30 protein-coding genes are annotated in these 24,813 nt (G+C 61.3%); 19 read left to right on the top strand and 11 right to left on the bottom strand.

The window, feature by feature from the left end; translation table 11 throughout:
- Position 1: 1 nt before the first annotated feature.
- Complete coding sequence (locus RA26_RS22055) at positions 2-565, top strand: PRC-barrel domain-containing protein (protein ID WP_052272331.1); 564 nt, start codon at positions 2-4, stop codon at positions 563-565.
- A gap of 177 nt (positions 566-742) precedes the next feature.
- On the opposite strand, the gene RA26_RS06505 is transcribed toward RA26_RS22055, so the two are convergent.
- Positions 743-1,330 (bottom strand): exopolysaccharide biosynthesis protein, encoded by a 588-nt coding sequence (locus RA26_RS06505; protein WP_039181554.1) that lies wholly within the window; start codon positions 1,328-1,330, stop codon positions 743-745.
- Between the two features lie 201 nt (positions 1,331-1,531).
- Here RA26_RS06505 and RA26_RS06500 point away from each other — a divergent pair, with 201 nt between their 5' ends.
- Positions 1,532-2,020, top strand: a complete 489-nt coding sequence (locus RA26_RS06500) for a hypothetical protein (RefSeq protein WP_039181550.1) — start codon at positions 1,532-1,534, stop codon at positions 2,018-2,020.
- A gap of 10 nt (positions 2,021-2,030) precedes the next feature.
- Complete coding sequence (locus RA26_RS06495; RefSeq protein ID WP_039181546.1) at positions 2,031-2,156, top strand: entericidin A/B family lipoprotein; 126 nt, start codon at positions 2,031-2,033, stop codon at positions 2,154-2,156.
- Between the two features lie 119 nt (positions 2,157-2,275).
- On the opposite strand, the gene RA26_RS06490 is transcribed toward RA26_RS06495, so the two are convergent.
- From RA26_RS06490 to RA26_RS06475, 4 genes are read right to left on the bottom strand one after another with little or no spacing between them, the layout of a single operon-like run.
- Positions 2,276-3,763, bottom strand: coding sequence for a phospholipase D-like domain-containing protein (locus tag RA26_RS06490; RefSeq protein ID WP_039181543.1), 1,488 nt, complete (start codon positions 3,761-3,763; stop codon positions 2,276-2,278).
- Positions 3,738-5,453, bottom strand: a complete 1,716-nt coding sequence (locus tag RA26_RS06485) for a sensor histidine kinase (protein ID WP_082015782.1) — start codon at positions 5,451-5,453, stop codon at positions 3,738-3,740. The genes RA26_RS06490 and RA26_RS06485 overlap by 26 nt, the downstream gene beginning before the upstream one ends.
- Positions 5,454-5,506: 53 nt before the next feature.
- A complete protein-coding gene (locus RA26_RS06480) occupies positions 5,507-6,064 on the bottom strand; it encodes an RNA polymerase sigma factor (protein WP_039181540.1) in 558 nt (185 codons plus the stop codon).
- Positions 6,057-6,314: a NepR family anti-sigma factor gene (locus RA26_RS06475; RefSeq protein WP_241482598.1), complete on the bottom strand. Its 258-nt coding sequence runs from the start codon at positions 6,312-6,314 to the stop codon at positions 6,057-6,059. Before RA26_RS06475 ends, RA26_RS06480 begins: the two co-directional genes overlap by 8 nt.
- Before the next feature lie 29 nt (positions 6,315-6,343).
- Here RA26_RS06475 and RA26_RS06470 point away from each other — a divergent pair, with 29 nt between their 5' ends.
- Positions 6,344-7,159, top strand: coding sequence for a response regulator (locus RA26_RS06470; protein WP_039181537.1), 816 nt, complete (start codon positions 6,344-6,346; stop codon positions 7,157-7,159).
- A gap of 142 nt (positions 7,160-7,301) precedes the next feature.
- Here RA26_RS06470 and RA26_RS06465 read toward each other — a convergent pair whose 3' ends face one another.
- The 3 genes from RA26_RS06465 to RA26_RS06455 form a co-directional block, all read right to left on the bottom strand.
- Complete coding sequence (locus RA26_RS06465; RefSeq protein WP_039181534.1) at positions 7,302-7,799, bottom strand: Dps family protein; 498 nt, start codon at positions 7,797-7,799, stop codon at positions 7,302-7,304.
- A 116-nt stretch (positions 7,800-7,915) separates the two neighbouring features.
- Positions 7,916-8,086 carry a DUF1328 domain-containing protein gene (locus RA26_RS22350; RefSeq protein ID WP_039181530.1) on the bottom strand — a complete coding sequence of 57 codons (171 nt, stop codon included), beginning with the start codon at positions 8,084-8,086 and terminating at the stop codon, positions 7,916-7,918.
- 168 nt (positions 8,087-8,254) lie between these two features.
- A complete protein-coding gene (locus tag RA26_RS06455) occupies positions 8,255-8,986 on the bottom strand; it encodes a Crp/Fnr family transcriptional regulator (RefSeq protein ID WP_039181527.1) in 732 nt (243 codons plus the stop codon).
- Between the two features lie 87 nt (positions 8,987-9,073).
- On the opposite strand from RA26_RS06455, the gene RA26_RS06450 reads away from it, so the two are divergent.
- From RA26_RS06450 to RA26_RS06440, 3 genes are all read left to right on the top strand, one after another.
- Entirely contained in the window at positions 9,074-9,493 is a 420-nt protein-coding gene (locus RA26_RS06450) for a hypothetical protein (protein ID WP_039181524.1), read from the top strand.
- Between the two features lie 39 nt (positions 9,494-9,532).
- The gene (locus tag RA26_RS22345; RefSeq protein WP_039181521.1) at positions 9,533-9,706 is read left to right on the top strand and encodes a DUF1328 domain-containing protein; all 174 of its coding nucleotides are present in this window, start codon (positions 9,533-9,535) and stop codon (positions 9,704-9,706) included.
- Between the two features lie 261 nt (positions 9,707-9,967).
- Positions 9,968-11,008: a radical SAM/SPASM domain-containing protein gene (locus RA26_RS06440; protein ID WP_039181518.1), complete on the top strand. Its 1,041-nt coding sequence runs from the start codon at positions 9,968-9,970 to the stop codon at positions 11,006-11,008.
- 74 nt (positions 11,009-11,082) lie between these two features.
- On the opposite strand, the gene RA26_RS06435 is transcribed toward RA26_RS06440, so the two are convergent.
- The gene (locus tag RA26_RS06435; RefSeq protein WP_039181515.1) at positions 11,083-11,880 is read right to left on the bottom strand and encodes a phytanoyl-CoA dioxygenase family protein; all 798 of its coding nucleotides are present in this window, start codon (positions 11,878-11,880) and stop codon (positions 11,083-11,085) included.
- 99 nt (positions 11,881-11,979) lie between these two features.
- Between RA26_RS06435 and RA26_RS06430 the strand changes: the two genes are divergently transcribed.
- Complete coding sequence (locus RA26_RS06430; RefSeq protein ID WP_039181512.1) at positions 11,980-12,912, top strand: LysR family transcriptional regulator; 933 nt, start codon at positions 11,980-11,982, stop codon at positions 12,910-12,912.
- Here the strand turns inward: RA26_RS06430 and irrA are convergent.
- Positions 12,877-13,293 (bottom strand): iron response transcriptional regulator IrrA, encoded by a 417-nt coding sequence (irrA, locus tag RA26_RS06425; protein ID WP_019297188.1) that lies wholly within the window; start codon positions 13,291-13,293, stop codon positions 12,877-12,879. The genes RA26_RS06430 and irrA overlap by 36 nt on opposite strands.
- 215 nt (positions 13,294-13,508) lie before the next feature.
- Here irrA and fabA point away from each other — a divergent pair, with 215 nt between their 5' ends.
- Genes fabA through RA26_RS06410 form a run of 3 tightly spaced genes read left to right on the top strand, consistent with a single transcriptional unit; the run spans position 13,509 to position 16,091 of the window.
- On the top strand, positions 13,509-14,018 hold the full coding sequence (gene fabA / locus RA26_RS06420) for a bifunctional 3-hydroxydecanoyl-ACP dehydratase/trans-2-decenoyl-ACP isomerase (protein WP_039158860.1): 510 nt from the start codon (positions 13,509-13,511) through the stop codon (positions 14,016-14,018).
- Between the two features lie 45 nt (positions 14,019-14,063).
- Entirely contained in the window at positions 14,064-15,293 is a 1,230-nt protein-coding gene (gene fabB, locus RA26_RS06415) for a beta-ketoacyl-ACP synthase I (protein ID WP_039181510.1), read from the top strand.
- Between the two features lie 6 nt (positions 15,294-15,299).
- Positions 15,300-16,091 (top strand): enoyl-ACP reductase FabI, encoded by a 792-nt coding sequence (locus tag RA26_RS06410; RefSeq protein WP_019297191.1) that lies wholly within the window; start codon positions 15,300-15,302, stop codon positions 16,089-16,091.
- Between the two features lie 155 nt (positions 16,092-16,246).
- Here RA26_RS06410 and RA26_RS06405 read toward each other — a convergent pair whose 3' ends face one another.
- Positions 16,247-16,675: an FKBP-type peptidyl-prolyl cis-trans isomerase gene (locus RA26_RS06405; protein ID WP_039181507.1), complete on the bottom strand. Its 429-nt coding sequence runs from the start codon at positions 16,673-16,675 to the stop codon at positions 16,247-16,249.
- 137 nt (positions 16,676-16,812) lie between these two features.
- Here RA26_RS06405 and RA26_RS06400 point away from each other — a divergent pair, with 137 nt between their 5' ends.
- The 8 genes from RA26_RS06400 to RA26_RS06365 all read left to right on the top strand — a co-directional run bounded on the left by RA26_RS06400 (position 16,813) and on the right by RA26_RS06365 (position 24,686).
- Positions 16,813-17,499 carry a haloacid dehalogenase type II gene (locus RA26_RS06400; protein WP_039181505.1) on the top strand — a complete coding sequence of 229 codons (687 nt, stop codon included), beginning with the start codon at positions 16,813-16,815 and terminating at the stop codon, positions 17,497-17,499.
- Between the two features lie 8 nt (positions 17,500-17,507).
- Positions 17,508-18,338, top strand: a complete 831-nt coding sequence (locus RA26_RS06395; protein ID WP_039181503.1) for an alpha/beta fold hydrolase — start codon at positions 17,508-17,510, stop codon at positions 18,336-18,338.
- Complete coding sequence (locus tag RA26_RS06390; protein ID WP_039181501.1) at positions 18,335-19,312, top strand: threonine ammonia-lyase; 978 nt, start codon at positions 18,335-18,337, stop codon at positions 19,310-19,312. The genes RA26_RS06395 and RA26_RS06390 overlap by 4 nt, the downstream gene beginning before the upstream one ends.
- Before the next feature lie 45 nt (positions 19,313-19,357).
- On the top strand, positions 19,358-20,554 hold the full coding sequence (locus RA26_RS06385; RefSeq protein WP_039181499.1) for an endonuclease/exonuclease/phosphatase family protein: 1,197 nt from the start codon (positions 19,358-19,360) through the stop codon (positions 20,552-20,554).
- A 69-nt stretch (positions 20,555-20,623) separates the two neighbouring features.
- A complete protein-coding gene (gene pcaD, locus RA26_RS06380) occupies positions 20,624-21,415 on the top strand; it encodes a 3-oxoadipate enol-lactonase (RefSeq protein WP_039181495.1) in 792 nt (263 codons plus the stop codon).
- Entirely contained in the window at positions 21,408-22,118 is a 711-nt protein-coding gene (locus RA26_RS06375; RefSeq protein WP_039181493.1) for an alpha/beta fold hydrolase, read from the top strand. The genes pcaD and RA26_RS06375 overlap by 8 nt, the downstream gene beginning before the upstream one ends.
- Positions 22,118-23,455, top strand: coding sequence for a lyase family protein (locus RA26_RS06370; RefSeq protein WP_039181489.1), 1,338 nt, complete (start codon positions 22,118-22,120; stop codon positions 23,453-23,455). The genes RA26_RS06375 and RA26_RS06370 overlap by 1 nt, the downstream gene beginning before the upstream one ends.
- A gap of 124 nt (positions 23,456-23,579) precedes the next feature.
- Entirely contained in the window at positions 23,580-24,686 is a 1,107-nt protein-coding gene (locus RA26_RS06365) for a Zn-dependent alcohol dehydrogenase (RefSeq protein ID WP_039181486.1), read from the top strand.
- Positions 24,687-24,813 lie beyond the last annotated feature (127 nt).

The raw sequence follows: 24,813 nt of genomic DNA, 5'->3' as shown, positions 1-24,813 counted from the left end.
TATGAAATACCTTATGCTTTCGGCTTCACTGATCACCGCTGCTGCGGTTCCCGGTTTTGCCGGCACCGGCGGCGGCGTTTCCGGCAATGCAGGGGGTTGTGCCCAGGTTGAGACGCCGACAGCCGGCGCCACCGCCGGAGGCGGCGCAATGGGCGAAGCCAAGGCTGAGTTTGCGCCGCTGCAGACAGGTACTGAAGCCGCAATCAGCCCGCTCAGCGGCGACACTGCTTCGGAGGGCGGCCTTTCGGCGCTGATCCCTGACGCAGACGGGCCTGCGATGGAGCCATTGGGCATGAATGAGGTCACTGCGTCAGAGCTGACCGGAGCCCCGGCCTATGACGCCAAGGACAAGCATATTGGCGAGCTCTCGCAGGTTGTGGTGAACACCAACGGTGGCGTCGAAGCGGTGATCATCGATGTGGGCGGGTTTCTGGGTATCGGCGAAAAGCCGGTTGAACTTTCGATGGGGGATATCGAGATCGTGCAAACCGCAAGCGATGTGCGTGTCATTACCCATCTGACACGCGAGCAACTGGAATCCCTGCCGGACTACCAGCCGGGATAAGATCTGGGATTCGTGGCAGCCTGCTGGCCGCCATGATCACCGCCGTTTGTTTGTCTTCCCTGGTTCCGGTTTCCTGCCTCGTACCGGCGCCCCGGGGAATGTCATTGCCAAGCGGCCTGCAAGACCGGGTTCCCGATGGAGCCCGGTCTTTTGGCGTCTGGCTGCAGCGCATGGCAGTCAAATAAGTCCCGCCGCGAACGCAGCGGCTGCGGCAAAGAGCGCAGAAAGCGTGAGCAATGCAATCAGCCCGTCGCGGGTCAGCATGGCCACTGCCAGGAGGCTGACAATGCTGCCCAGCACCGACGACGAAAACGGGACAATTTCCAACAGGGGCATCAGGGCACCGCAGATCAGGCATACAGCCTGGATGACCGTAAGAAAGGGCTGGCGGGTCAGCAATACCAGCCGCTTGCCCGAATGACGGTCCAGCCAGCGCACGCTTCCGCGTAAGGCTGCCGCCCCTTTGCGCACGGCATCAGCCTTGATCCTGCGGCGGCCCAACCAGCCGGGGATCCACAGGTGCTGCCGCCCCATCAGCATTTGGGCCGAGATCAGGCAGATCAGCGCACCGCAGGCGGAGGAGAACAGCGGCACCCCGCTGAGCGGCGTAACCACAGCCATGGCCGGGACGGCTAGCACCGCCGGAAGCGAACTCTGCCCCAGTTCCTCAGCAAACCGGCTGACGGTGATACCGCCGCGGTTTCTGCGCGCAAGGTTGCTGGTTTCCTTCAGCACATGTTCAACAGGCTGTTTCGCTGATGTCATTTTGTCCCTTTCACTGGCGCTCCGGTTTACAGGGGCAACGCGGCTGCCCGTCTGGAGTTCCAAGCGCCTGATTTTCGCGGAAATCCGCCTATCCAAGGGTAGCCGGACCGCTTGCCGGAATTTTGCAGGAACCTTTCGTCTGCTCGGTGCGTTCTGTCGGTGCATCCCCAAGAGGGACACAACAGGAAAGGAACATCGACGATGAAACATCTGATCCGCACCACTGCTCTTGTTACCGCCATGGCCACCGCCGCCACCGCTGGTTCCATGGTTTCCGAAATCGACGTGACCGCTGACCTGAGCGCGGTTGAGAACTATCCGGCTGCAAAAGTCTGGACCAGCCTCGAAACCGACCTGGAAACCGCGCTGGCAGAGAAGCTGGTGGGCCAGATCGCGGAAGCCGGTGCTGAGGACACGGCAGAAATCCATGTGGAGATCGACTCGGTGGCCCTGGCCAGCAATTTCGAGCAGGCACTGGGTGTCGGCGAATGGGTGCTGAAGGGCGATGTGGACATCGATATGGCCGACGCCTCCAAGGATATGCGCTATGACCTGACCGTGTCCGCGGACCAGCTGAACGCCTACTATCCTGAAGGCACCGATCCCGCAGCCGTGACCGTTGACAGCGACTTGTTCTACAATGCCGTCATTGATGCATTTGCCGGCAATGTGGCCTCGAAACTGCAATAAGGAGGCCAACATGCGTATCCTGATAGCTATGCTTGCAATGGCGGGCCTGGCGGCCTGCGAGACTGCAGAAGGTTTCGGCAGGGATGTGTCGAACCTTGGCAACGAAATCACCGAGGAATCGCAGGAAGCTCTATAAGGCTTACGGAATTTCCTCCCGTCCTGAAGGCCCGGTGCATTGCTGCACCGGGCCTTTTTCATGCGCATGAACTCTTATTTGCAAAGCTCTTGGGCACCCGTGGCAGAAGACAGTGCCAGTCAGACAATGTCTTCCGTAGCACCCGGCAGGGGCTGCTGCAGTTCTGCCATCCTGTCCGGCTGGTGCGGGACCAGCAGCCCGCGCCTGGCCTCGGGGCGGCGCACCTGGTTGCGGCGGATTTCCTGCTGCCACCAGGCGGCAGCGCTGGCCGGATCCAATGCCTCCTCCGGCAAGTCCTCCTGCCACCAGTGCCGGGCCAGCACCTGCCAGAGCTGCCCGATCCGGTCCCTGCCAGTGATGCGCAAAGCTGCCTCGGTATCCCAGCGCATAGAGCGCCCGTTGAGATTGGCTGACCCCACCAGGGCAAAATCCCGGTCGGTGATGAGCGCCTTGCTGTGCACGTAAATCAGCGGAGAGCCTGCCAGGGTCGACGGCGCATCCCGCGCAGCCATCCGGCGCTGCACCGGGCTGGCGATACATGCGCGGGACCCGAAGGCTGAACTCACGGTCTCAAGCGCCTCCGCCTGCAGAGCCATGCCATAGCGGGCATCAAGTTCCTGATTGCCGTCGAAGGCAACATCTTCCGGCAGACCGGGAAGAATGAGGATCAGCGACAATTCGGGATTGCGGCGGGCAGCATCTGCCAGCCCGCGGGCAATGACACTGGAACGCAAAAACTGGGTTTCCAGATAGATCAGGCGGCGGGCAGCGGCAAAAGCGGCCAGGTGATCTTCCTCGATTTCGCGCAGAACCGTCTTTGGCGACAGCGTCCAGAAGCCTGCACGGCGCGGAACCGACAAGGTGCGGCGGATGTGCTTGCGTGCAGGCGGCAGTCTGCGACCGGCAATGTCCTCCAGAAAGCTGTCGAGATGTTCAGCGGCTTCCTCAGCCTCGGGGCCGCGCAACAGCAATTGCACATCCGCCCATGTTTTGAACGCAGGCTGGTCGTGGGCGGTGGTGTCCCAACGGCGGTGGTTCTGATCCAGCCCGCCAATGTAGAGAACCTGACGGTCGATCACCGCAACCTTCTGATGATGAGAGACAGGAAAGAGCTGCGGCAGACTGCGGCTCGCGGCGGAAGGCCTGAGACGCCGCGGAAGTTTGCGAAGCTTGCGGATCACGAAAGGCGAAAAAGCCAGCCGCGGCAGCAGGCCAGCCTGCGCCGGATGCAGAGCCGCGGTCACCGACAGGCGCGCGGCTGCCTCCGGCGCAAGTCCGCTGGCAATCTCCCTGGCCTGGGCAAGCGTGTTTTGCGCAGCCGCATGCAGCGGGGCCGCCATCACCGGGTCAAAGTCGCTGACCACCAGGCGGACGCGCACGCCGCGGCGCAGAGCGTCCGCGATCAGTTCTGCCCAGGTTTCGCCTGTCTTCCTGGCGTCCGGGCTTAGCAGCTTGGTAGTGAAATCGAACAGCCGGAAGCTCGCGCTGATTTCATTCTTGGCTTCCAGCACCGCCCCCTCAAAAGCCGGCCAGGCCTGTTCGGCCGTGACCAGAACTGAAAATTCCGGGCAGCTGGCGTCATCATGCTGCGGGTTCTTCTGCGTCATGATCCTGTTCTTTGTCTTTTGCGGCTGGCGGCTCGGCTCCGACGGCAACTGGAAAGCCCAGCCGGTAAGTATAGGCCGTCTCTGTCTCGCCGGTACTTGCAATGCCGTCAAGCTGTGCCGCAAAAGCCATCATCAGCCGCGCGCCAATGCCGGTGCCCTGAAGGACTTCATCCTCCGCGGCCAGCGGCTGCCCCTTGGTGTTGGTGATTTCAAGCTCTAGCCAATCCGGCGCTGTTTCTCGCAGACAGACATCAATCCGAGGGCGTCCGCCATCAGGCACGCCCAGATACTTGACTGCGTTGGTCATCGCCTCCGACACCAGCATTGAAAGCGTGACACCTTGATCCTGGCTCAGCGGGACGGGCGCGAGGTTGGTTTCAATCACAATCTCCTGCCCCGTTCCAGCGTTCATCGATCCGATTTCCGAGATCAGCTCCTGGATCAGGTCGCGGCTGTCAACGGTTGTGATATCCGGGTTGGTGTTCAGGCTGCGGTGTATGGTGGCCAGCCCCCGGACCCGGCGCTGCAACTGCGACAGCATCCGGCGGGCCTCTGGCGTCTGTGCGGTGCGGCCCTGCATGTTCATGATCGAGGCGACCAGCTGAAGGTTGTTCTTGACCCGGTGGTGCACCTCGCGCAGCAGGATCGTCTTTTCTTCCAGGTCCAGCTCGCGCCGCCGTTCTGCCTCGCTCAGGATGGCGACCATCCTGTTGAAGGATTGTTCCGCTTCCTCAAACTCCCGCGGCGGATTGTAGAGTTCCAGCCTGGGGTCTTCACGCTCCCCCAGAGCATAGCGGCGCATGGCGCGGCGCAGCGCGCTGAGATGGCGGATAACCATTTGCTGCAGGCCAAGGATGGCCACGGAAATGCCCGCAAGCCACATCAAGACCGGAAAAGCAATCGTCATCAGGGAGGCCGGGTTCCTGGCCGCGGTCATGGCGTTTTCCACCGGCCAGCTTCCGACCACCGAAACCTGGCCGGGAAGAATTTCACTGACAGCAAAGAACCTTTCGTTACCCGAACGGTCATCCTCAAAAAAGGTCTCCCCGGTGAACGTCAGCAGGTCCCGCCGCGGTACCGAAACGGGCAGCACTTGCGCCGCCTCCTGTTCCGGCACGCTGGATGAAAGAATTTCGCCCTGCCCGTCGACCGTCACATACTGGATACCCCGGTCGGACCAGTTATTGCCGGAACCGGCTGCGGAGACCTTGTGCGGGATGGCTATGGATACATAGCCCAGCAAAATGCCGTCGCGCTGCACCGGGCTGGTGGCCAGCAGAAACGAGCCGCCCTCTCCCAACAAGTCGCGGCCCAAAGCAAAGGACAATTGCGCTGTCTGGCGGGCTTTCAGATACATCCACCGTTCAGACACGTCCCGAGCCTTACCATCAGATGCGCAAATCATCCGGCCATCCGGCGTGATGAATGCCGCGAAGGTGAACGGGTTCGGGCCCTCCGTGAAAGCTTGCAGAAGACTGCTGCAGGCGCGGCGGTCGTCCAGAACCGGAAGTATAGCCGCCGCGACCCCTTCTGTAGCGCCGCCAGCACGCTGCAGCAGTTCGCGTTCCCTGGATGCCGCCCGTTCGGTCTGGTCGAGCAGCGACGCATGCGACAGCCGGGTGGCCTCATCAACAACAGCATTGGTCTGATAGAGAGCGATCAAACCCAGCGGCAGTAGCGCAAAAGTCATCAGCGCTGCGAGCCGGACCAGAAGCCCCCCTGCCTGCAACCGCGGCATTGAAATCATGCGGCGCTCTGCTGCGCGACAATTCCGGCTGTCACGGTGTCGGTCAGCTCAATCTGACCGTCTTCGTCCAGATCCATCAGCTCAGCCAGACGGGCACGGGCACGGTTCACCCGGCTTTTTATGGTGCCGGTTTTGACACCGCACATTTCGGCGGCCTCATCATAGGAAAACCCACCTGCGCCGACCAGCACCAGGGCCTCGCGCTGCTCATCGTTCAGTTGGGCGAATGCAGCCTGAAAATCGCGCATGTGAAGCCGGCCGTCGTGATCGGGTTTTTGCGCCAGACCGCCGGACAGTGCCCCGTCGGCATCCTCGACCTCACGCTTGCGCTTGCGGCGCAGCGAATAAAAGGTGTTGCGCAGGATCGTAAAGAGCCAGGCGCGCATATTGGAACCTGCTTCGAATTTCTCGATGTTGGTCCAGGCCTTGACCAGCGTGTCCTGCACCAGGTCATCGGCAGTGGCGCTGTTGCGGGTCAGGCTGATGGCAAAGGCGCGCAGGGCGCCCAGATGGTTGACCAGGTCGTCCCTGGGATCAGGCTGTGTCTCAGTCATTCGAGGTGCTCTCCTCTGACTGCTTCACCTTTTCCAGTGTCTCTTTTTCCTTCAGTTGTTTCAACAGGTCAGTGAAGCGGTCCGGCACCGGTTCACTGGCGACCTGTTCGAACGCCCGCTTGAGGTTTTCGTCGATTTCGCGGTCGGCCTGCTCATTCCGGGGCCGGGCACGTTGTGGCTGTGTCATGCGATCCATCAATTTTTTGCGCAGTTTCTGGAACCAAACGCGCGACGGTGCGTATAGTTCCATATATATTGTAAAAAAAGGAACGTCGCACAATGACCGCTCAATCGGGAGAACTGATCGCCAGCCAGATTGGCGCCAACCTGCCCTATCTGCGCCGCTATGCGCGTGCGCTGACCGGCAGCCAGAGCAGCGGCGATAAATATGCCATGGCGGCGCTGGAAGCGATCCTGGCAGGGGAAACCGAATATGACAGCAGCCTGTCACCCAAGGCAGCCTTATTCCGGGTCTTTCACGCAATCTGGTCTTCCACCGGGGCACCGGCAGGCGAAGATGAGACCGATACCGGGCTTGCCGCCAAAGCGCAAAGGCATCTGCGCCAGTTGACACCGAACACCCGTGAGGCGCTGCTGCTGCACACCATCGAGGAATTCAGTGCTGCCAGCACCGGTGTTATTATGGGGGTCAGTGAAGATGAGGCCTCTGATCTGATTTCAATCGCTTACGAGGAAATGTCGCGCGCCACTGCAGGCCGGGTGATGATCATCGAGGACGAGGCCGTTATTGCCATGGACCTGGAAGCGATTGTTACGGGTATGGGCCATAGTGTCACCGGCATCGCCCGTACCGAGGCTCAGGCAATGGAGCTGGCATCCGGCGCCCCCTCCGATCTTGTGCTTTCTGATATCCAGCTGGCCGACAATTCCAGCGGCATTGACGCCGTGAACGGCATTCTGGAAAAACACGGCGACCGCCCGGTTATTTTCATCACCGCCTACCCCGAGCGCCTGCTGACCGGGGAAGGCCCCGAACCGGCCTTCCTGATTTCCAAACCCTACACCGAAGAGCAAGTCCGTTCTGCCGTCAGCCAGGCGATGTTCTTTTCTTCCACAGAAACATTGAAAGTCTGAAGGCCGCTCACCAGTCGTCCAAGTCCTGGCCGGACCGCCCAGCGGTCCGGTTTTCTTCTGTTCTTTGCCAAAAGCCCCCGGCCGCGATTGCAGCCGGGGGCTTTGTTAAGCCGTGCACGCACAGCCGCAGAAGAATTCAAGACTATGACTTGGCGATTGCGCGCAGCATCCAGGCGGCCTGTTCATGAAAGGCAGAGCGTGCCGTTGCCAGATCCTCTGTCACGATGTCGCGGCGGCGGCCTGCCAGTTCTGCTAGGGCATGCATGCGCTGTGCAATCCGCTCATGGCTTGCGGCCAGATCCTGCGCCATTTCACCGGCGCTCAGCTCTCCGCTGGGATCCGCGATCTTGGAGCGGTTCAGCACTTCGTCCATGCGGGATGGCGCCAGATGCCCCAGGGCACGAATGCGTTCTGCCAAGTCATCGGCCGCGGAGAACATGTTTTCATATTGCTCTTCGGTCAGCTTGTGCATCGAGAAGAAGGCTGGGCCTTCCACATTCCAGTGGCAAGCGTGGGTCTTGAAAACCAGACGGTACGTATCTGCGAGCACGTCCGCCAGGCCGTCAGCAATCGGGCCGGTGTCCCTGACACCGGTTTCAACCTTGTCGGGGCTTGGTACGGCGGTCAGTGCGCCAGTCATGGGATACTCCTTTTCTATTGCAGGTCGCTTAAATTGGATGAACGCAGGCGAGGCGGGATTGTTCCGCCCGGCGGGAATGAGAATGCAGGAATTCTGCATTTGGCCGCGCACCGCCGTCAGCGGGAAGCGCCGCGAAACAGCCGGACGATCAACGCTGCCGCGAAGAGCAGCAGGAAGATGTAGAACAAGATCTGTGCGATCCCTGCGGAGGCCGTGGCAATGCCGCTGAATCCGAAGATGCCGGCGATGATTGCAACGGCCAGGAAGACAATTGCCCAGTAAAGCATGCCATCTCCTTTCTGTTGCTGGTATCACCTACCCAACCCGCGGCCACTGGAATTGTTCCAATCCACTGGGAGCACATTTTCCGAAAATCGTTGCGGCCTCCCTGCAAGACGTCGAGCTTTGCACTTGCTCCATTGCAAACACGAGAAGGCAGGCGGCTTGAAGCCCCGTCAGATAAGCGGCCGCACATCAGGGGCGGATTCCTCGATCAGCGCCATTTCGGCGAGCGCCGGGATATTTCTGATCTTCAGCATCCCGTTCTGCCATTCCGCCAGCTTGGTATCACGCAGGGCCTTCAGCATCTTGTTTGTGTGCACCAGGGACAGCCCCAGCGCATCCGCCAAGTCCTGCTGGCGGTAGGGCAGCGGCACTGCGTTCTTGACCTCCATCCCGACAGCCTTAAGCCGTTCATAGATCAGAACAAGCGCCCAGGCGATGCGCTGCCGGGCATCGCGCTGGCCGAGCGAGGCAATGGTCTCGCCAAGGAAATGCTCCTCTACCGCCGCAATCCACGTCAGGTCGTACGCGCGCTCCGGATGATGCTGAAACAGTTCAAACATTGCCGACCGGCGGAACACGCAGAGGGTCATGCTGGTCGTGGCTTCGACGGAATGCTTCATCTCGCCCATCAGCCCCGCCTGCAAACCGGCAAAATCGCCCGGGAACAGAAAATTGATTACCTGCCGACGGCCGTTTTCCAAGGTTTTGTAGCGCGTGCCCATGCCCTTGAGGACAGTAAAGAGCTGCGGGCTGTTTGATCCTTCCAGCAGGATAGTCGTGCCTGCATCCACCACCATTTCACCGGTTTTAAAGGATTGAGTGAAGGCGACCTCCTCGCGCGACATTGGCGTGAAAATGGCACGTTTGCGCAGCGGGCAGTTCTGGCAGGCGGTCGCAGACATCGTCTTTCCCCTTCGGCTCTATGTCACAGTTTAATGCGCGCGAGGCCAAAAAGTTCCAAAATCTCAGGCCTTAGGGGGAGCGAAGCTATGGAGCGGCAGAACCGCGAAGGCGCGCATGTCTACCTGATTGCGTCCGGAAACTATCTGGTCACCTGCGATATCTGCGACGCCATATTGGACTTTGATCCTGCTGCGGAGATCAGCGTGCACAGGGGCCAGGAAGCGGCGCTGCCGGTCCTGTCGCGCTACCGCAGGATCGCAGTGGCTTTCATGGAGTGCGGCTCCGAAATTGTAGCCCGCTTGAAGATTGACCAGACCGTTCGCAGCCGCGGTGGAAGGCTGGTACTGATGGGCAGTACAGCCGAGGGGGAAATGGAAAGGCAATCCCAGATGCTGCGGTGGCCGGTGCTCTCCAGGCCCGTATCGACGCGAATGATCATGGGGCATCTGATGCCCCCGGACGAGCGGTCTGGGAACAAAACCGGTGTCTGCGGGTTGATGTTCTAACCGCTGCTTCCGGCAGCCCCGTTGAAAAGGAGAAACGACATGCTTGGTTGGGCACTTACATTTCTGGTGATCGCATTGGTCGCAGCGCTGCTCGGGTTCGGCGGCATCGCGGGCGCCTCTGCCGGCATCGCAAAGATCCTGTTCGTCATTTTCCTGATCCTCTTCGTTGTCGCGATGGTTGCGCGCGCGATGAAGGGAAAACCGCCCGTTTAACATCATACTGACACTGCGTGCCGGGGTTTTTTTCAGCCTCGGAGAACGCGGGGCCGGATGACAGTTTTTCCGGGGGGTAAGCTGTCGTCCGGCCTGTTTAGCCTGAGGGGTGCCGCGTGTAACCCACTCGCGCGCTCGGACCACCGCTATTATTTCGGCCAGGACACACGATTTGCTCACGCGGCGTTACCAGTCAGGCACTTGCCTCCCGGGCCGAGGCCATTAAGGTTGTTCCGGCACGCACAAATCGGAGACAGCCCTATGCAAGATCTCACCCCCGCTCCGGACCTCAGTCCGGCCTCTGCGCAGCCGGACCTGCCAGAGAATCCGCCAGGGCTGCATGAGCGGGCATTGCATTTTCTGGCCCGGTTCCTGCCCCTGGCCTATTTCCGGCGCCCGCCCAAGATCATCATCATTGACGCCACCAACAGCTGCAACCTGCGCTGCCCTGTCTGCCCCGTGACGTTTGCGATGAAGCGCAAGCGCGGCATGATGAAACCGCATGTGTTCCGCAAGATCATCGACGATTTCAAGGATCAGCGCGAAAAGCCTGCTATTTATTTCAGTTTTTCGGGCGAGCCGACCCTGCACAAGGATCTGCCGGATTTTATCGCCTATGCCCATGAAAACGGCCATGATACTTACCTGTCGACCAACGCCACCCGCTTGACATCGGAGATGAGCGAGCGGCTGATCCGTTCCGGCCTCGCCCGGGTGAACCTCTGCATGGACGGGTTTTCCAAAGAAGCGCAGGAGACCTACCGGGTCAATTCCGACTTTGATGACGTCAAGGCCAGCATTGAGGAATTCCTGAACATTAAAAAACAGATCGGCTCCAAGTCTCCGGTGACCGTGCTGCAGACATTGCTGACCAGCTATTCCGAACCGCAGATGGACGAAATGGAGGCCTGGGCCAAGGAGGCCGGTTTTGACCGGGTCCGGTTCAAAACTTTCTCGATCGGCTCTTACACTTCTGCCGACCAGAAACGCGAGTTTGCCCATTTCCTGCCGCGTCAGAAGGAGTTGCGCCGCCACCCGCGCCACACCAGCCATGCCATGTGCACGGTGCCGCTGTTCCAGTCGGTGGTGTTCTGGAACGGCGATCTGGGACTGTGCTGCATCGATTACGATCAGGTGATTCAGCTGCCCAATGTGGAAAAGGATGGCTTTCTTGCCGCTTACCGCTCTGACGAGGCCGCGCGCGCACGCAAGCGAGGCTTCCTCAAGCAGTTCGGCATCTGCAAGACTTGTTCGTTTTCAAACGCCGAAAACATGGGCATCCGCCGCGACCTGAAGACATAACCCCGGCGGATTTTCATCTTTTTCAAATACTCTGGGGGGGGTGAAGGCCTTCAGGCCTGAAGCCCCCCTCCCCTTTACCGCTGCAGCAGGATCGGGAACCAGTCCTGGCGCAGGCGCTGACCGGGCTGCATATCGTGACCCGGAAACGGCGGCGAGGTGCGGCCCGGGCGCTCCACATAGCGGGCATCGTCGCCCACCAGCCGCAGCGAGAACGCGCGGCGGCGCGACGTGGAGGTATTGCCGCGGGCGCCGTGCAGGATCTTATAGTTGAAGGCCACCGCATCGCCGGGCTGCATCGGGTACTCCAGCACGGTCATGCCTTCGGCATCCGGATCCGGGACCGGCATGTACTGGCCCTCGTCCGGAAAGAAATCCTCCTCCGACACCCAGCGGGTCGGCAGCACTTCTTTCTCCCATTTGTGGGACCCGGCCACACAGCGCAGGGTCGCGTCCTTCACCTCGTCCAGCGGCGACCAGAAGCTTATGGTCTGTTTGCCCTCAACGAAGTAGTAAGGGCCATCCTGGTGCCAAGGGGTCGGCATGGAGGTGCCCGGCTCCTTGACCAGCACATGGTCATGGAACATCTGCACCGAAGTGGATTTCATCAGGTCGGCAGCGACTTCGGCCACGGGCGACTGCTCGATGGCTTCCTGGAACTCAGGAATGCGGGTCCAGTTGCAGTAGTCGTCAAAGAACCGTCCGGTCTGACCCGCCTTTTCGTTGTTCGAGGCATAAGGCCCGGGGTTTTCCATGTTTGCGGCGACACCTGCACGCAGTAGGTCAACCTGGTTTGCGAACAGTCCGCGGATCAGCACAACGCCATCACGCTGAAATTGTTCGATATGCTCCGGGGTGATGAGGGGATGGACCATTGCTGCCTCCGCTGCTGAATGATGCAATTCTGATGCGCCATTCCTGCCGCGGCACGGGCATAGTTTCAAATCATATCTTACTAATATACCCTTCGACCCATGTTATATCTTACCTTGCGCCACTACGAATACATCTGCGCCGTGGCCCAGCACGGCAGCTTGTCGGCGGCGGCGGATGCCGTGCATGTCAGTCAGCCTGCGCTTTCCGCAGCGCTGAGCCGGATCGAGGACCACCTGGGCCTTTCCCTGTTCCTGCGCCGCCGCGGGGCGGCGCTGGCGATGACGCCGCAGGGCAGACTGTTTGCCGAGAAAGCCCAGGCGCTGCTGGAACAGGCTGCCCTTCTGGAGGATCCCAAAGCTGCGGGCGCCGGGCAAAAGAAGCTGATGCTGCTCTGTTTTTCCGACCTTGCCCCTTTCCTGCTGGCGCCCGCCCTGAAGGCCCTGCGTCTTGCCATGCCAGAGGTGGAGATCAGCCACTGGGCATGCGGTTTTGAGCCGCTGATAAATGCCCTGTCCAATGGAGAAGCGGATCTGGCGATCACCTATGACTTGGGGCTGGACGCAGGCTTCAGCCGGGCAGAGCTGGACCGGTTGTCACCGCATGCACTGGTGCCGCCGGACCATCCGCTGGCCGGCTGCGGCGGCATTTCTCTAGCAGAGCTAGCGGAGCACCCGCTGGTGCTGTCGCAGGAGGGTCTGTCAGTGCACCATATGCTGGGGCTTTTCAAAACGCACGGACTGGTGCCGCGGATTGCGCACCGGGCGGATTCGCTGGAGCTGCTGCGCAGTCTCGCGGCAAATGGCGAAGGAGTGGGCATCAGCTACAGCTTGCCGCCTGGCAGGATGAGCTATGACGGCAAAACCCTATGCGAAATACGGGTCACCGATGCAAGAGCTGAAGAGCCGGTGATTCTGGCTGCACATGCTGACCTGCCAGAGACCTCCGCCGCATATCAGGCGCATGGCGTTCTGAAAGAGGCGCTGAGCGCGCCCCGCTCAGACCTTGCGCAGGCGGATCACCACATCGACTGAGGCGATCTCCATCCCTTCCGGTGCTTCCGGCAGCTTGTGGATCACCAGTTCCTGCGCGGGGGCATCGCTGACGCGGCCCTCATCCTCCCAGAAGAAATGGGGGTGGTCGTGGGTATTGGTGTCGAAATAGCTTTTGGAGCCGTCCAGCGGGATTTCCTGTAGCACGCCGGCATCGCAGAAGGCGCGCAGCGTGTTGTAGACGGTGGCCAAAGACACCGCGGCACCGTTTTTCTTGGCCGACTCGAACAGGCTTTCCGCAGTGATATGGCGGTGCTTTCCGTCGCCTACCAGCAATTCGGCAAGCGCGACCCGCTGCCGGGTCGGTCTCAGCCCGGCATCTGTCAGCCAGCGTGTGGCCACTTCTTCGGTGTTTGGCGTCATGAGCAGGTCCTGCGTCGCGTTGCTGACCGTATATATAGGAGCAACACCCGGGGTTTTTCAAATGAAATTCATTCGCAGCTGGCAAGCCTTTTCCGGGGCTTCTGTGGCACAATCACTGCAGGAAGTGACGCGTGGTACCCTTGCAGGACCCTTTCGCCGGGTGTTACAGGGATCCAGATATATATACACGAACCTCAGGCAGGAGATGCGCCCGAATGGCCGATTACCCCAGCAGCTTTGACAAGGACGATTTGCTGAAATGCGCGCGGGGCGAGTTGTTCGGACCCGGCAACGCCCAGCTGCCGGCACCGCCGATGCTGATGATGGACCGCATCACCGAGATTTCCGGCGATGGCGGCGAGCACGGAAAGGGCCATGTGATTGCCGAATTCGACATCACCCCGGACCTTTGGTTCTTTGACTGCCACTTCCCCGGCAACCCGATCATGCCCGGCTGTCTAGGCCTGGACGGCCTTTGGCAGCTGACCGGCTTCAATCTGGGCTGGCGCGGCTGGCAGGGCCGCGGATACGCGCTGGGTGTGGGTGAAGTGAAGCTCACCGGCATGGTGCGTCCGGACCGCAAGATGCTGACCTACAGAGTGAACTTCACGAAGGCCGTGCAAACCCGCCGCCTGACCATGGGCGTCGCCGACGGCATCGTCGAAGCGGACGGCGAGGTGATCTACCAAGTCAAAGATATGAAAGTGGCCCTGTCTGAAAGCTGATACGCTTTCCGGTAGGACATAAGTCACAGAAACAGGAGTACGCACATGCGCCGTGTCGTCGTCACCGGTTTGGGGATTGTCTCCTCCATCGGGAACAATGCTGAAGAGGTCACCGCTTCCTTGAAGGCCGGAAAATCCGGCATCGTTGCCAGCCCGGAAATGGCTGAGCATGGCTTCCGCAGCCAAGTGGCCGGCACGCTGAAGATCGACGTCGCCGAGCACGTAGACAAGCGCACCCTGCGTTTCATGGGCCCCGGTGCTGCCTATGCCCATATCGCGATGAGCCAGGCGATTGCCGATGCGGGCCTGTCTGAAGACCAGGTAGTGAACGAGCGCACCGGTCTGGTGGCGGGTTCCGGCGGGCCGTCGACTTCTGCCATGCTGACGGCGCATCAAACCGTTCTGAAGTCCGGCGCGACCAAGCGGATCGGTCCGTTTGCTGTGCCGAAATGCATGTCCTCGACGATTTCCGCCAACCTGGCGACGGCCTTCAAAATCAAGGGCATCAACTACTCCATAACCTCGGCCTGCTCGACCTCCCTGCACTGCATCGGCAATGCGGCGGAGCAGATCATGATGGGCAAGCAGGACGTGATGTTTGCAGGCGGCGGCGAGGAACTGGACTGGACCCTCAGCTGCCTGTTCGACGCCATGGGCGCGATGTCCTCCAAAAAGAACGACGAGCCGGAGAAAGCCTCCCGCGCCTTTGATCAGGATCGCGACGGTTTTGTAATCTCCGGCGGTGGCGGCATTGTGGTGCTGGAAGACCTGGAGCACGCGCTGGCCCGCGGTGCCAAGATCTATGCCGAAGTAACCGGCTTTGCCGCGACTTCCGACGGGCATGATATGGTCGCCCCGTCCGGCGAAGGCGGCGAGCGGGCGATGCGCCTGGCGCTGTCCACTCTGCCCGAAGGCCGCAAGGTGGATTACATCAACGCGCACGGCACCTCGACCCCGGTTGGCGATGTCGGCGAAGTCGAAGCTGCCCGCCGTGTCTTTGGCGAGGGCAATGTGCCGCCGATTTCTTCGACAAAATCAATGACTGGCCACGCGCAGGGTGCGGCCGGTGCGCTGGAGGCAATCTTCTGTCTCCTGATGCTGGACAACGATTTCATTACGCCGTCGATCAATGTCGACACCCTCGCCGAAGGCATCCTGCCGGGTGAGATTGCCACCAGCCTGGTGGAAAACGCTGGCCTCGACTCGGTGATGACCAACAGCTTCGGCTTTGGCGGCACCAACGGTTCGATGGTTTTGAGCAAGTACAAGGGATAGAAGACGATGGCGGGACTGCTGACAGGCAAACGCGGCCTGATTATGGGCGTGGCCAATGACCGATCCATCGCCTGGGGCATTGCCAAGGCCATGGCGGAGGCCGGAGCTGAGCTGGCGTTCACTTACCAGGGTGAGGCCTTTGGCAAGCGGCTGGAACCTTTGGCGCAGAGCGTCGGCTCGGATTTCATGGTCGATGTGGATGTGACTGATGATGCCTCGCTGGACGCGGCGTTTGAGCAGCTGGCGGGCCGCTGGCCCGCGATCGACTTCGTGGTCCATGCAATTGCCTATTCAGACAAGAACGAGCTGACCGGCCGTTTCCTGGATACGAGCCGGGCGAACTTCAAGAATTCGCTGGATATCTCAGCCTATTCCTTCATCGAGGTGGCACGCCGTGCCTATCCGTTGATGAAAGACAACGGCGGCACCCTGCTGACCCTGACCTACCAGGGTTCGAACCAGGTGGTTCCAAACTATAACGTGATGGGTGTGGCAAAGGCGGCGCTGGAATCGGCGACCCGCTACCTTGCCAACGATCTGGGCCCGGAAGGCATCCGCGTGAATGCGATCTCCCCCGGCCCGATGAAAACCCTGGCTGGGGCCGCAATCGGCGGTGCCCGCAAAACCTTCAAGCACACTGCCCAGAACGCGCCGCTGCGCGACAACGCGACGCTGGAAGCGGTCGGCGGCACAGCAGTTTACCTGGCATCGGATGCCGGCGCCTGCACCACCGGTGAGATCATCCGGGTCGATGGCGGGTTCCACATCCTGGGAATGCCGCAGCCGGATCACCTCTGATAATCCGAGACGATTGATCAATAGAAAAGGCGCCCTCAGGGGCGCCTTTGTATTTTCAGTGGGTCAGCTGGTTTTTTATTGCCACCGGCCGCTCTTCGGCCATCCGGCAACCCGCCGCTGGGTACAAGAACGCTGCCTCAACGCAAGACCCAGGTTCAGTTCACCGAAACCAGCTCAATATCGAACACCAGATCTTTGCCTGCCAGGAAGTGGTTGGCGTCCAGAGTCACGGTCTCATCGCTGACTTCCACGACGGTCACCGGCAGCACCTGGCCGTCGGGGCTTTGCATCTGCAATTGAGTACCAAGGTCCAGCGGGATATCCGCCGGGATGCCTTCACGCGGGATTTCCTGCCGGGCGGCAGGGTTGATCGGGCCGTAAGCGTCAGTGCAGGGAATTTCCAGGGTTTTCTTTTCACCCGCGCTCATGCCTTCGAGCCCTGCATCCATGCCTGCGATCACCTGGCCGGTGCCGACCGTGAACTCCAGTGGGTCGCGCCCTTCGGAACTGTCGAAAACGGTGCCATCCGTCAGCTTGCCTGTGTAGTGAATGCGCACGGTGTCGCCGTTCTTTACCCCGGTCATGAGACCTCCAATCGGTTGCGGGTTGATAAAGGGGGGCAGCCTAGCGGCCGCAGACGCGATGTAAACCCGTATGGGTACAATTTCCCGCTTTGCCTTGCCAGGGCCTTCATGCAAGGCTCGCCGCAGGGGAGAGAACCATGCCGATCACCACCTGTATATTCGACGCCTACGGGACCCTTTTTGATGTCGCCGCTGCTGCCCGGCAGGCTGCCGGCGAGCCGGAATTTCCACACCTGCAGGACAGCTGGGCGGAGCTAGCCAATCACTGGCGCCTGAAGCAGCTGCAGTACACATGGCTGCGCGCCATTACCAATGCGCACGCAGATTTCTGGGATGTCACTCAGGACGGGCTGGACTGGGCGATGGAGGCAGTCGGGTTGAGCGGCGACGTAGCGCTGCGGCAGCGGCTGCTGGACCTGTACTGGGAATTGCAGGCCTATCCGGAAGTGCCTGCAATGCTGCAAGAACTGAAGGATGCGGGTTTGAAAACCGCGATCCTGTCAAACGGTTCTCCTGCGATGCTGGATGGCGCCGTGCAGTCGGCGGGCCTGAGGGGCGTGCTGGATGATGTGCTGTCAGTGGAAAGCGTGGGCATCTTCAAGCCGGACGCCCGGGTTTACGACCTGGTCGGGCAGAGATTTGGCTGCACCAGAAACGAGGTGCTGTTTGTCTCTTCCAATGGCTGGGACGCGGCCGGGGCATCAGGCTATGGTTTCGTGACTGCCTGGGTAAACAGGGCGGGAGAACCCGTGGACCGCCTGCCCTGGAATCCTGCGCATATCATGGCAGATTTAACCAAGATCCCTGACCTCGCAAAGGGCTGAATTCCTTCATGCCTTTCTTCGAAACAACCGATGGGCTGCGTCTGTACTTCACCGACACCGGTGAGGGCCCGCCTCTGCTCTGTTTAGCGGGTCTTACCCGCGACAGCCGGGACTTTCGTTATTTTGCGCCGCATGCTGCGCAATACCGAATGATCACCTTGGACGCGCGCGGGCGCGGGCAATCGGACCAAGATCCTGACTATATGAACTACAACGTTCTGCGTGAGACGCAGGATGTGCTGGAGCTGTTGGATCACCTGGAACTGCCTCAGGTTGCCATCCTCGGCACCTCGCGCGGCGGGCTTGTGGCAATGATGCTGGCGGCAATGGCCAAGGACAGGCTGTCGGCGGTTATTCTGAATGACGTCGGCCCGGAAATTCCGCCCGGAGGCATTGCCCGGATCATGGAGCATGTGGGACGGCGCCCGGCAGCCAAGACGTGGGACCAGGCTGCCGAAACGCTGGAAGCATCAATGGCACCAGCTTTTAAGGACGTCCCGGCCAGCAGATGGCGCGAAGAGGTTGAAACGTTCTACGATCAAACCCCGGACGGTCTTTCCCTGCGCTATGACCCGCGCCTACGCGACTCTTTACTGGCGCAGGCCAAGGCAGGTCCTCCGCCGGACCTGTGGCCGCTTTTCCTGGCACTGGACGGCCTGCCCTGCGGCGTAATCCGGGGCGCAAATTCCGACATTCTTAGCGCAGAGACATACGTGGAGATGCAGCGCCGGCTGACGGCCCTGCAAGCAGTCGAAGTTGCCAACCGCGGCCATGTCCCCTTTCTGGACGAGCCGGAGGCGCTCGCCCTAACTCAATCAGTTCTGGATCAAATCGAATGACCTCAATTGCCATGATCGAAGCTGCGGCTGAACGGCTCAAGAGCCATGCACGCGTGACTCCGCTGCTATCCTCACCGTTCCTCGACGAGATCGCCGGGCGGCGCCTGCTGGTGAAGGCGGAATGCCTGCAGCATACCGGGTCCTTCAAGTTCCGCGGCGGCTGGTCGGCGGTTTCGGCGCTGCCGGAACAAGACCGCAAGCGCGGGGTGATTGCATTTTCCAGCGGCAACCACGCGCAGGGCGTGGCGGTTGCGGCCAAGGCGCATGGCGCGCCTGCGGTGATCGTGATGCCGGCAGATGCGCCGCAACTTAAAATCCAAAACACCCGTGATCTGGGAGCCGAAGTGGTGCTGTATGACCGTGCGGGAGGTGAAAGCCGCGAGACAGTGGGTGCCAAATTCGCCGAGGAGCGCGGGCTGACGCTGATCAAGCCCTATGACGAACCGCTTGTGATCGCCGGCCAGGGCACTTGCGGGCTGGAAATTGCAGAGCAAGCAGCAACTGCTGACATCGCCAAAGCGGATGTGCTGGTCAACTGCGGTGGCGGCGGGCTGTCTTCCGGCATCGCCCTGGCCTTGGAAGCCCGCGCACCAGGACTGCGTGTGCGCCCGGTAGAGCCGGAGGGGTTCGACGATGTGACCCGTTCGCTGGCGGCAGGTGAAATCCGGCAGAACCCCAGCTTGTCCGGCTCAATTTGCGACGCGATCCTTACGCCGCAACCAGGCGAGATCACTTTCCCCATCCTCAGCCGCCTGTGCGGGCCGGGAATTGTGGTCACTGAGGACGAAGCGCTGCAGGCCATGGCGCTTGCTTTCCTACGTCTGAAGATCGTGCTGGAACCCGGAGGCGCGGCTTCTTTGGCGGCGGCCCTGTTCCACGCGGATCAGATCGAAGGCAATACTGTGATTGCAGTTGCCACCGGTGGCAACGTCGATGCGGCGCTGTTCCGGGAGGCGCTGTCGCGTTATGCTTGAGATCTGACCGTGCGATTGTCCGCCCGGCAGCCAAGGGGACACGTCATGACACGTTTCACCATTGCTTCGTTCAACGTCAAAAACCTGATCGGCCCGGAGCGGGAATACTACCGCTTTCAAAGCTACACGCCGGAGGAGTACGCGTGGAAGGCGGATTGGATGGCCGATCAGCTGCTTACGCTGAATGCCGACATTGTCGGGTTTCAGGAAATCTTCGAGGAAGCGCCCTTGCGGCAGGTGATCGCCGAGGCTGACCGCCGCGGTGCGGAAGCCAATGCGGCCAGCATCCCGGATCCAGCGAAACGCTATCACCGCAAGGCTATTTTCCAGAAACTGGCCTACGGCTCCTATGCCGAGGCGGAACTGGCCTTCGCCCCCAACCTGAATGATACGGGCGAGCCGGGCAAACGGCGGCCCGGGCTGGCGGTGCTATCCCGGTTTGGCTTCGCGGGTGAGCCTGAGGTCATTCAGGACCTGGTACAGCCATTGAATATTCCGATGGCCTGCCTGGGCGAGGAAGAAGACGCAGGATTTTATACATTGCGGCGGCTTTCGCGCCCTATCCTTAAGGTGCAGGTGCCGGTTGGGGATCAGGTGATCAGCGTGTTCAACTGCCATCTGAAATCGAAACTGGGCGAGTACATCAAACCGCAGGGTGCCCCCTACCCGCCTGAAACTGTGCTGACGGCTTATGACGCGGCAGGCCGCGCGATGGGGGCCTTGCGCGCAGCACTGCGGCGCATGGGCGAAGCCTGGGTGCTGCGCCGCGCTGTGCTGGATGAACTGGAACAAGGCCGCCCGGTTATGGTTCTGGGAGATTTCAACGACGGCGAACACGCGGTCAGCAGCGAAATCATCTCCGGAGAGGTGCCGTTCAAAAATTATACTTGGATGCTGCGCCATGATGCTGAACACGCGGGCGACCGCTACGGCGAGGCTGAGGACGCGCAAATCCAGGAAGCCGTTGATCGTGTGCGTCTGCGCTCCGCCGAGAAGATTTTCCTGAGAAAATCCTTGCGTGATGTGGTCTACACCACTGCTTTTGGCGGCGTGCATGAGAGCATCGATCAAATCTACATGTCCCGCCATTTCGACCCGGACTGGCACGGAGCGGTCGGCAAGATGCACTATTACAGCGTCTTCAACGACCATCTGACCGATGGCAGCCACCCTGAAGCTCCGTATAATAAGCTTGCCTCGGACCATGGCCAGATCATGGCCCATATGGAGCTGCACGGCTGAGTTCAGCCGGTAGCTTTACCTCCCCGTCCCACCACAGGTAGACTGCCGCTGAGCAGAAACGAGGTACCCATGCAGATTGCAGATCTGGGCGATGTCCAGCTTCACTACCGCGTTGACGGTGACCCAGGCGGCGCCCCCATTGTCTTTGCAAATTCGCTCGGCACCGACCTGAGGGTTTGGGATGCCGTTGCGGAGAGGCTTCCCGCAGGACTGCGCATCATCCGCTATGACAAACGCGGTCATGGGCTGTCCTCTTGCCCGTCTGCCCCCTATTCGATGGGCGCACTGGTGCGGGATGCGGAGCGGCTGCTGGACTATTTGGAGGTGCGCGACTGCATGTTCGTGGGCCTGTCGATCGGCGGCATGATCGCGCAGGGGCTGGCAGTCAAGCGGCTGGACCAGATCCGTGCGCTGGTGCTGTCGAATACCGCCGCCAAGATCGGCACCACCGAGATGTGGAAAGAGCGGGTCAGGACCGTTCAAGGCGACGGCATCGAGGCACTGGCCGATGCGGTGATGGAGCGCTGGTTTGCCCGCGGGTTCCGGCCGGCGCCGGAGCTGCAGCTGTGGCGCAACATGCTGGTTCAGCAATCCCGCGATGGTTACGCAGGATGCTGCGCAGCTATTGCGGGCACCGATTTCTACACTCCGACCAGCGGGCTGAGGCTGCCCTGTCTGGGCATCGCAGGATCAGAGGATGGCTCCACCCCGCCCGATCTGGTGCGCGAGACGGTAAACCTGATCCCAGGCAGCCAGTTTCACCTGATCCGGCGTGCGGGCCACATTCCCTGTGTCGAACAGCCGGATGAATACGCTGAACGCCTGTCGGCCTTCCTGAAGGAGACCGGGCACATTGGCTGAGTTTCTTCTTGTTCACGGTTCCTGCCACGGCCCTTGGTGCTGGCGCGATGCGGTCCCGGCGCTGGAGGCCCGCGGCCACACTGCTCGCAGCATCACCCTGCCCGGCCATGCCGACGGGCGTGATCCGGCGACGGTCACACTGGCGGAAACGGCGGAGGCAGTTGCCGCGGCTTCAACCCCGGACACCCTGATCATCGGGCATTCCTGGGGCGGTTTTCCCATTTCTGCAGCCGCAGAGGCGCATCCAGAGCGATTGCGCGGTCTGATCTACCTTTGCGCCTATCTGCCGGTCAGCGGTATTTCCCTTATCGGCATGCGCAAGGCAGGGCCACGGCAGACCCTGGAAGGCGCAACCCGGATGAACGAGGCAGGCACCGCGTACAGTCTGGTGCCTGAGACCACGCCAGACCTGTTCTATCACGACTGCCCGGCCGAAGCGGTGCGCTATGCCATGGAAAACCTCTGTGCACAGCCAATCCTGCCGCAGGACACGCCGGTCCACCTGAGCGAACGGTTCGAGGGCGTTCCCAAGGCCTACATCCGCTGCACCGAAGACCGGGTCATTCCGCCTGAATACCAGGCTCAGATGGCGGGCCGCCTGCCGCTGGGGCGGGCACATGATATGAACACATCCCATTCACCATTCTTCGCTGACCCTGAAGGTCTGGCAGAACTGATGGGGCAGATTGCAAAGGACTTCTGATGGCAGGTTCTGTCTTTGACAGCCAGATCTATGGCGGCCTATTCAGCAGCGGCGAGGCCAGCCGTCTGTTCTCGGACAGTGCCGAAGTGCGCGCCATGCTGCTGGTGGAGGGCGCGCTGGCCAAGGCGCAGGGCGAGGCAGGTGTGATCCCGCAGGAAAGTGCCGCCGCGATCGGGCGTGCTGTGGTCGAGATTGCCGTCGACCCGGGTGTTCTGAAACAGCCCGCGGGGCAGAACGGTGTGCCGGTTCCGGGGCTGGTGGCCGCGTTCCGCGAAGAAATGAAGGCCCCCGAACATGCGCAGTATGTGCATTGGGGGGCCACCTCGCAGGACATCATGGACAGCGCGCTGATGCTGCGGCTGCGCCAGGCGCTGGCGCTGGTCGAGGCGGACGTAAAGGCCGTGGTGCTATCGCTTGGCGAACTGGCCAGGGCGCATGCGGAGCTGCCGATGGCCGCCCGCACCTACGGGCAGCATGCAACCCCTACCAGCTTCGGCGCGGTGGCGGCGGCTTGGGGCACCCCGCTGCTGAACCTGCTGGAAGAGCTGCCCGGATTGCGGCAATCCTGCCTGATGGTGTCCCTGTCCGGCGCGGCGGGCACGTCCAGCGCGCTGGGAATGAAGGCGGCAGAGGTACGCGCCGCCATGGCAAGGGGGCTGGCCTTGCAGGATCCGGGGCGCAGCTGGCACACCGACCGCACACCAGTGCTGCGCATCGCGGACTGGATGCTCCGCGTGAACCTCGCCTTTGGCAAAATCGGCGAAGACTGCATTGCGCTGGCGCAAAGCGGGGTCCAGGAGATTTCGCTCGGCGGAGCCGGCGCCTCTTCCACCATGCCGCAGAAGCAAAACCCGGTTGCCCCCTCGATGCTGGCGGCGCTGGCCCGGCAGAGCAGCGGCTTGTTCTCTGTCCTTCAGGGCGCCTCAATGCAGCAGCATCAGCGCGACGGTGCGGCCTGGTTCACCGAATGGATGTGCCTGCCGCAGATCGTTCTGGGCGCGGCAGCTGGTGCAAAAACCGGCAAAGATCTGTGCGCGGGCATTGCACCACGCGCTGAGGCCATGGCGGCTGCGCTGTCGTCCGGGCTGGGCCTGATCCACGCCGAAGCGCTGAGCTTTTCCCTGGCGGCACAGATGCCGCGGCCCGATGCCCAGGCGGCGGTCAAAGCCTTGTGTCAGGAGGCTCAGGACTCGCAAACCCCGTTGCGGGATCTAGTGGCGCGGGACTATCCGGACCTGGATACGGATGCCTTGTTTGACCCCGCCAGGCAGATGGGCCATGCACCCTGGGAGGCCCTTCAGTTCAGCAAGAAAACGGAAAGCCTGCGTAAGCCCTGACAGAGTCGCGTCTGGCAGCGTGCAGGGCGACTTCCGTGACGTTACAACGCGTCCCGCCCTGCGCATTCCCGCTTGATGCAACCACCCCGGCGCGTCACCCTGACTGCAAACGGGGAGGATAATCATGCAAACCATCAAAGCTGCTGTCTGCCATGAATTCGGCGCCCCGCTGGTCATCGAGGACGTGCAACTGGCGCCGCCCGGCACGGGTGAAGTCGAGGTCACGCTGGACGCGGTTGCAATCTGCCACAGCGACATTTCCTTTGCCGAAGGTGCCTGGGGCGGGCATCTGCCTGCGGTTTACGGCCACGAGGCCGCCGGGGTGATCACTAGGATCGGCACAGGCGTGCAAGGTTTCAGCGCTGGCGATTCCGTGGTGGTCACATTGATCCGCAGCTGCGGCAACTGCCCGTCATGCGCGGGCGGAAGGCCGGTGATTTGCGAAATGCCCCATGACACAGTCAACGGTCCTTTGAAGACAGCCAGCGGCGGACCGCTGGACCAGGCGATGGCTTGCGGCGCCTTTGCCGAGAAAGTGGTGGTGGACCAGCGTCAGATCGTGAAGATCCCGGCAGAAATCGGCAAGGACGCGGCGGCGCTGATCTCCTGCGGAGTGATCACAGGTGTGGGGGCGGCAGTCAACGCGGCCCGGCTGCGTGCAGGCCAGGACGTGGTGGTCATCGGCGCGGGCGGCGTAGGCCTCAACGCCATTCAGGGCGCCCGTATTGCTGGCGCCCGCCGCATCGTCGCCGTCGACATGAATCCTGACAAACTGGAAACCGCCAAGGAATTCGGCGCCACCCACGGGGTTCTCGCAACTGAAGCGAAACCCTGGAAAGCCGCCAAGGAAGCACTTGGCGGACGCGGCGCAGATGCTGTCCTGGTTACAGTTGGCGCCATCCCCGCCTATGATCAGGCGCTGCGTTATTTGGCGCGCGGAGGCAAGACTGTCCTGATCGGCATGCCGCATTCGGGTGCAAAGGCTGCTTACGAACCAGTTGCTCTGGCAGCCCTAGGCCAGGGTTTGACCGGCTCAAAAATGGGCGATGCCGTGATCCAGCGGGACATTCCCTGGATCGTGGATTTATATCAGCAGGGGCGCCTGAAGCTGGATGAGCTGATCTCCGGGCGCTGGTCTCTGGAGCAGATCAACGAGGCTATCGCTGACACTAAGACAGGAAGCGCCAAGCGGAACGTCATCGTTTTCGACCGGAGCAGCACAACACACTGAGTTGGTGCGATGAAGGTCTTGGAAATCCTCGACCGCACTGTTTGATTATTCACCGCCTGCCAATGGCCGCTTTGCCGTTCTCTTTGGATTTGGCTTTTGCAGGCGCGACTACGCTCATGGCCGGCCC

Source organism: Leisingera sp. ANG-M7, from assembly GCF_000813965.1.
Lineage (GTDB): Bacteria > Pseudomonadota > Alphaproteobacteria > Rhodobacterales > Rhodobacteraceae > Leisingera.
This window is presented reverse-complemented; position numbering and strand designations above follow the sequence as displayed.

Excerpts from the sequence above, each read along its gene's own strand:
- RA26_RS22055 (WP_052272331.1), top strand. The coding sequence starts at position 2 with ATGAAATACCTTATGCTTTCGGCTTCACTGATCACCGCTGCTGCGGTT.
- RA26_RS06505 (WP_039181554.1), bottom strand. The coding sequence starts at position 1,330 with ATGACATCAGCGAAACAGCCTGTTGAACATGTGCTGAAGGAAACCAGC.
- RA26_RS06500 (WP_039181550.1), top strand. The coding sequence starts at position 1,532 with ATGAAACATCTGATCCGCACCACTGCTCTTGTTACCGCCATGGCCACC.
- RA26_RS06495 (WP_039181546.1), top strand. The coding sequence starts at position 2,031 with ATGCGTATCCTGATAGCTATGCTTGCAATGGCGGGCCTGGCGGCCTGC.
- RA26_RS06490 (WP_039181543.1), bottom strand. The coding sequence starts at position 3,763 with ATGACGCAGAAGAACCCGCAGCATGATGACGCCAGCTGCCCGGAATTT.
- RA26_RS06485 (WP_082015782.1), bottom strand. The coding sequence starts at position 5,453 with ATGACTTTTGCGCTACTGCCGCTGGGTTTGATCGCTCTCTATCAGACC.
- RA26_RS06480 (WP_039181540.1), bottom strand. The coding sequence starts at position 6,064 with ATGACTGAGACACAGCCTGATCCCAGGGACGACCTGGTCAACCATCTG.
- RA26_RS06475 (WP_241482598.1), bottom strand. The coding sequence starts at position 6,314 with ATGGAACTATACGCACCGTCGCGCGTTTGGTTCCAGAAACTGCGCAAA.
- RA26_RS06470 (WP_039181537.1), top strand. The coding sequence starts at position 6,344 with ATGACCGCTCAATCGGGAGAACTGATCGCCAGCCAGATTGGCGCCAAC.
- RA26_RS06465 (WP_039181534.1), bottom strand. The coding sequence starts at position 7,799 with ATGACTGGCGCACTGACCGCCGTACCAAGCCCCGACAAGGTTGAAACC.
- RA26_RS22350 (WP_039181530.1), bottom strand. The coding sequence starts at position 8,086 with ATGCTTTACTGGGCAATTGTCTTCCTGGCCGTTGCAATCATCGCCGGC.
- RA26_RS06455 (WP_039181527.1), bottom strand. The coding sequence starts at position 8,986 with ATGTCTGCGACCGCCTGCCAGAACTGCCCGCTGCGCAAACGTGCCATT.
- RA26_RS06450 (WP_039181524.1), top strand. The coding sequence starts at position 9,074 with ATGGAGCGGCAGAACCGCGAAGGCGCGCATGTCTACCTGATTGCGTCC.
- RA26_RS22345 (WP_039181521.1), top strand. The coding sequence starts at position 9,533 with ATGCTTGGTTGGGCACTTACATTTCTGGTGATCGCATTGGTCGCAGCG.
- RA26_RS06440 (WP_039181518.1), top strand. The coding sequence starts at position 9,968 with ATGCAAGATCTCACCCCCGCTCCGGACCTCAGTCCGGCCTCTGCGCAG.
- RA26_RS06435 (WP_039181515.1), bottom strand. The coding sequence starts at position 11,880 with ATGGTCCATCCCCTCATCACCCCGGAGCATATCGAACAATTTCAGCGT.
- RA26_RS06430 (WP_039181512.1), top strand. The coding sequence starts at position 11,980 with ATGTTATATCTTACCTTGCGCCACTACGAATACATCTGCGCCGTGGCC.
- irrA (WP_019297188.1), bottom strand. The coding sequence starts at position 13,293 with ATGACGCCAAACACCGAAGAAGTGGCCACACGCTGGCTGACAGATGCC.
- fabA (WP_039158860.1), top strand. The coding sequence starts at position 13,509 with ATGGCCGATTACCCCAGCAGCTTTGACAAGGACGATTTGCTGAAATGC.
- fabB (WP_039181510.1), top strand. The coding sequence starts at position 14,064 with ATGCGCCGTGTCGTCGTCACCGGTTTGGGGATTGTCTCCTCCATCGGG.
- RA26_RS06410 (WP_019297191.1), top strand. The coding sequence starts at position 15,300 with ATGGCGGGACTGCTGACAGGCAAACGCGGCCTGATTATGGGCGTGGCC.
- RA26_RS06405 (WP_039181507.1), bottom strand. The coding sequence starts at position 16,675 with ATGACCGGGGTAAAGAACGGCGACACCGTGCGCATTCACTACACAGGC.
- RA26_RS06400 (WP_039181505.1), top strand. The coding sequence starts at position 16,813 with ATGCCGATCACCACCTGTATATTCGACGCCTACGGGACCCTTTTTGAT.
- RA26_RS06395 (WP_039181503.1), top strand. The coding sequence starts at position 17,508 with ATGCCTTTCTTCGAAACAACCGATGGGCTGCGTCTGTACTTCACCGAC.
- RA26_RS06390 (WP_039181501.1), top strand. The coding sequence starts at position 18,335 with ATGACCTCAATTGCCATGATCGAAGCTGCGGCTGAACGGCTCAAGAGC.
- RA26_RS06385 (WP_039181499.1), top strand. The coding sequence starts at position 19,358 with ATGACACGTTTCACCATTGCTTCGTTCAACGTCAAAAACCTGATCGGC.
- pcaD (WP_039181495.1), top strand. The coding sequence starts at position 20,624 with ATGCAGATTGCAGATCTGGGCGATGTCCAGCTTCACTACCGCGTTGAC.
- RA26_RS06370 (WP_039181489.1), top strand. The coding sequence starts at position 22,118 with ATGGCAGGTTCTGTCTTTGACAGCCAGATCTATGGCGGCCTATTCAGC.
- RA26_RS06365 (WP_039181486.1), top strand. The coding sequence starts at position 23,580 with ATGCAAACCATCAAAGCTGCTGTCTGCCATGAATTCGGCGCCCCGCTG.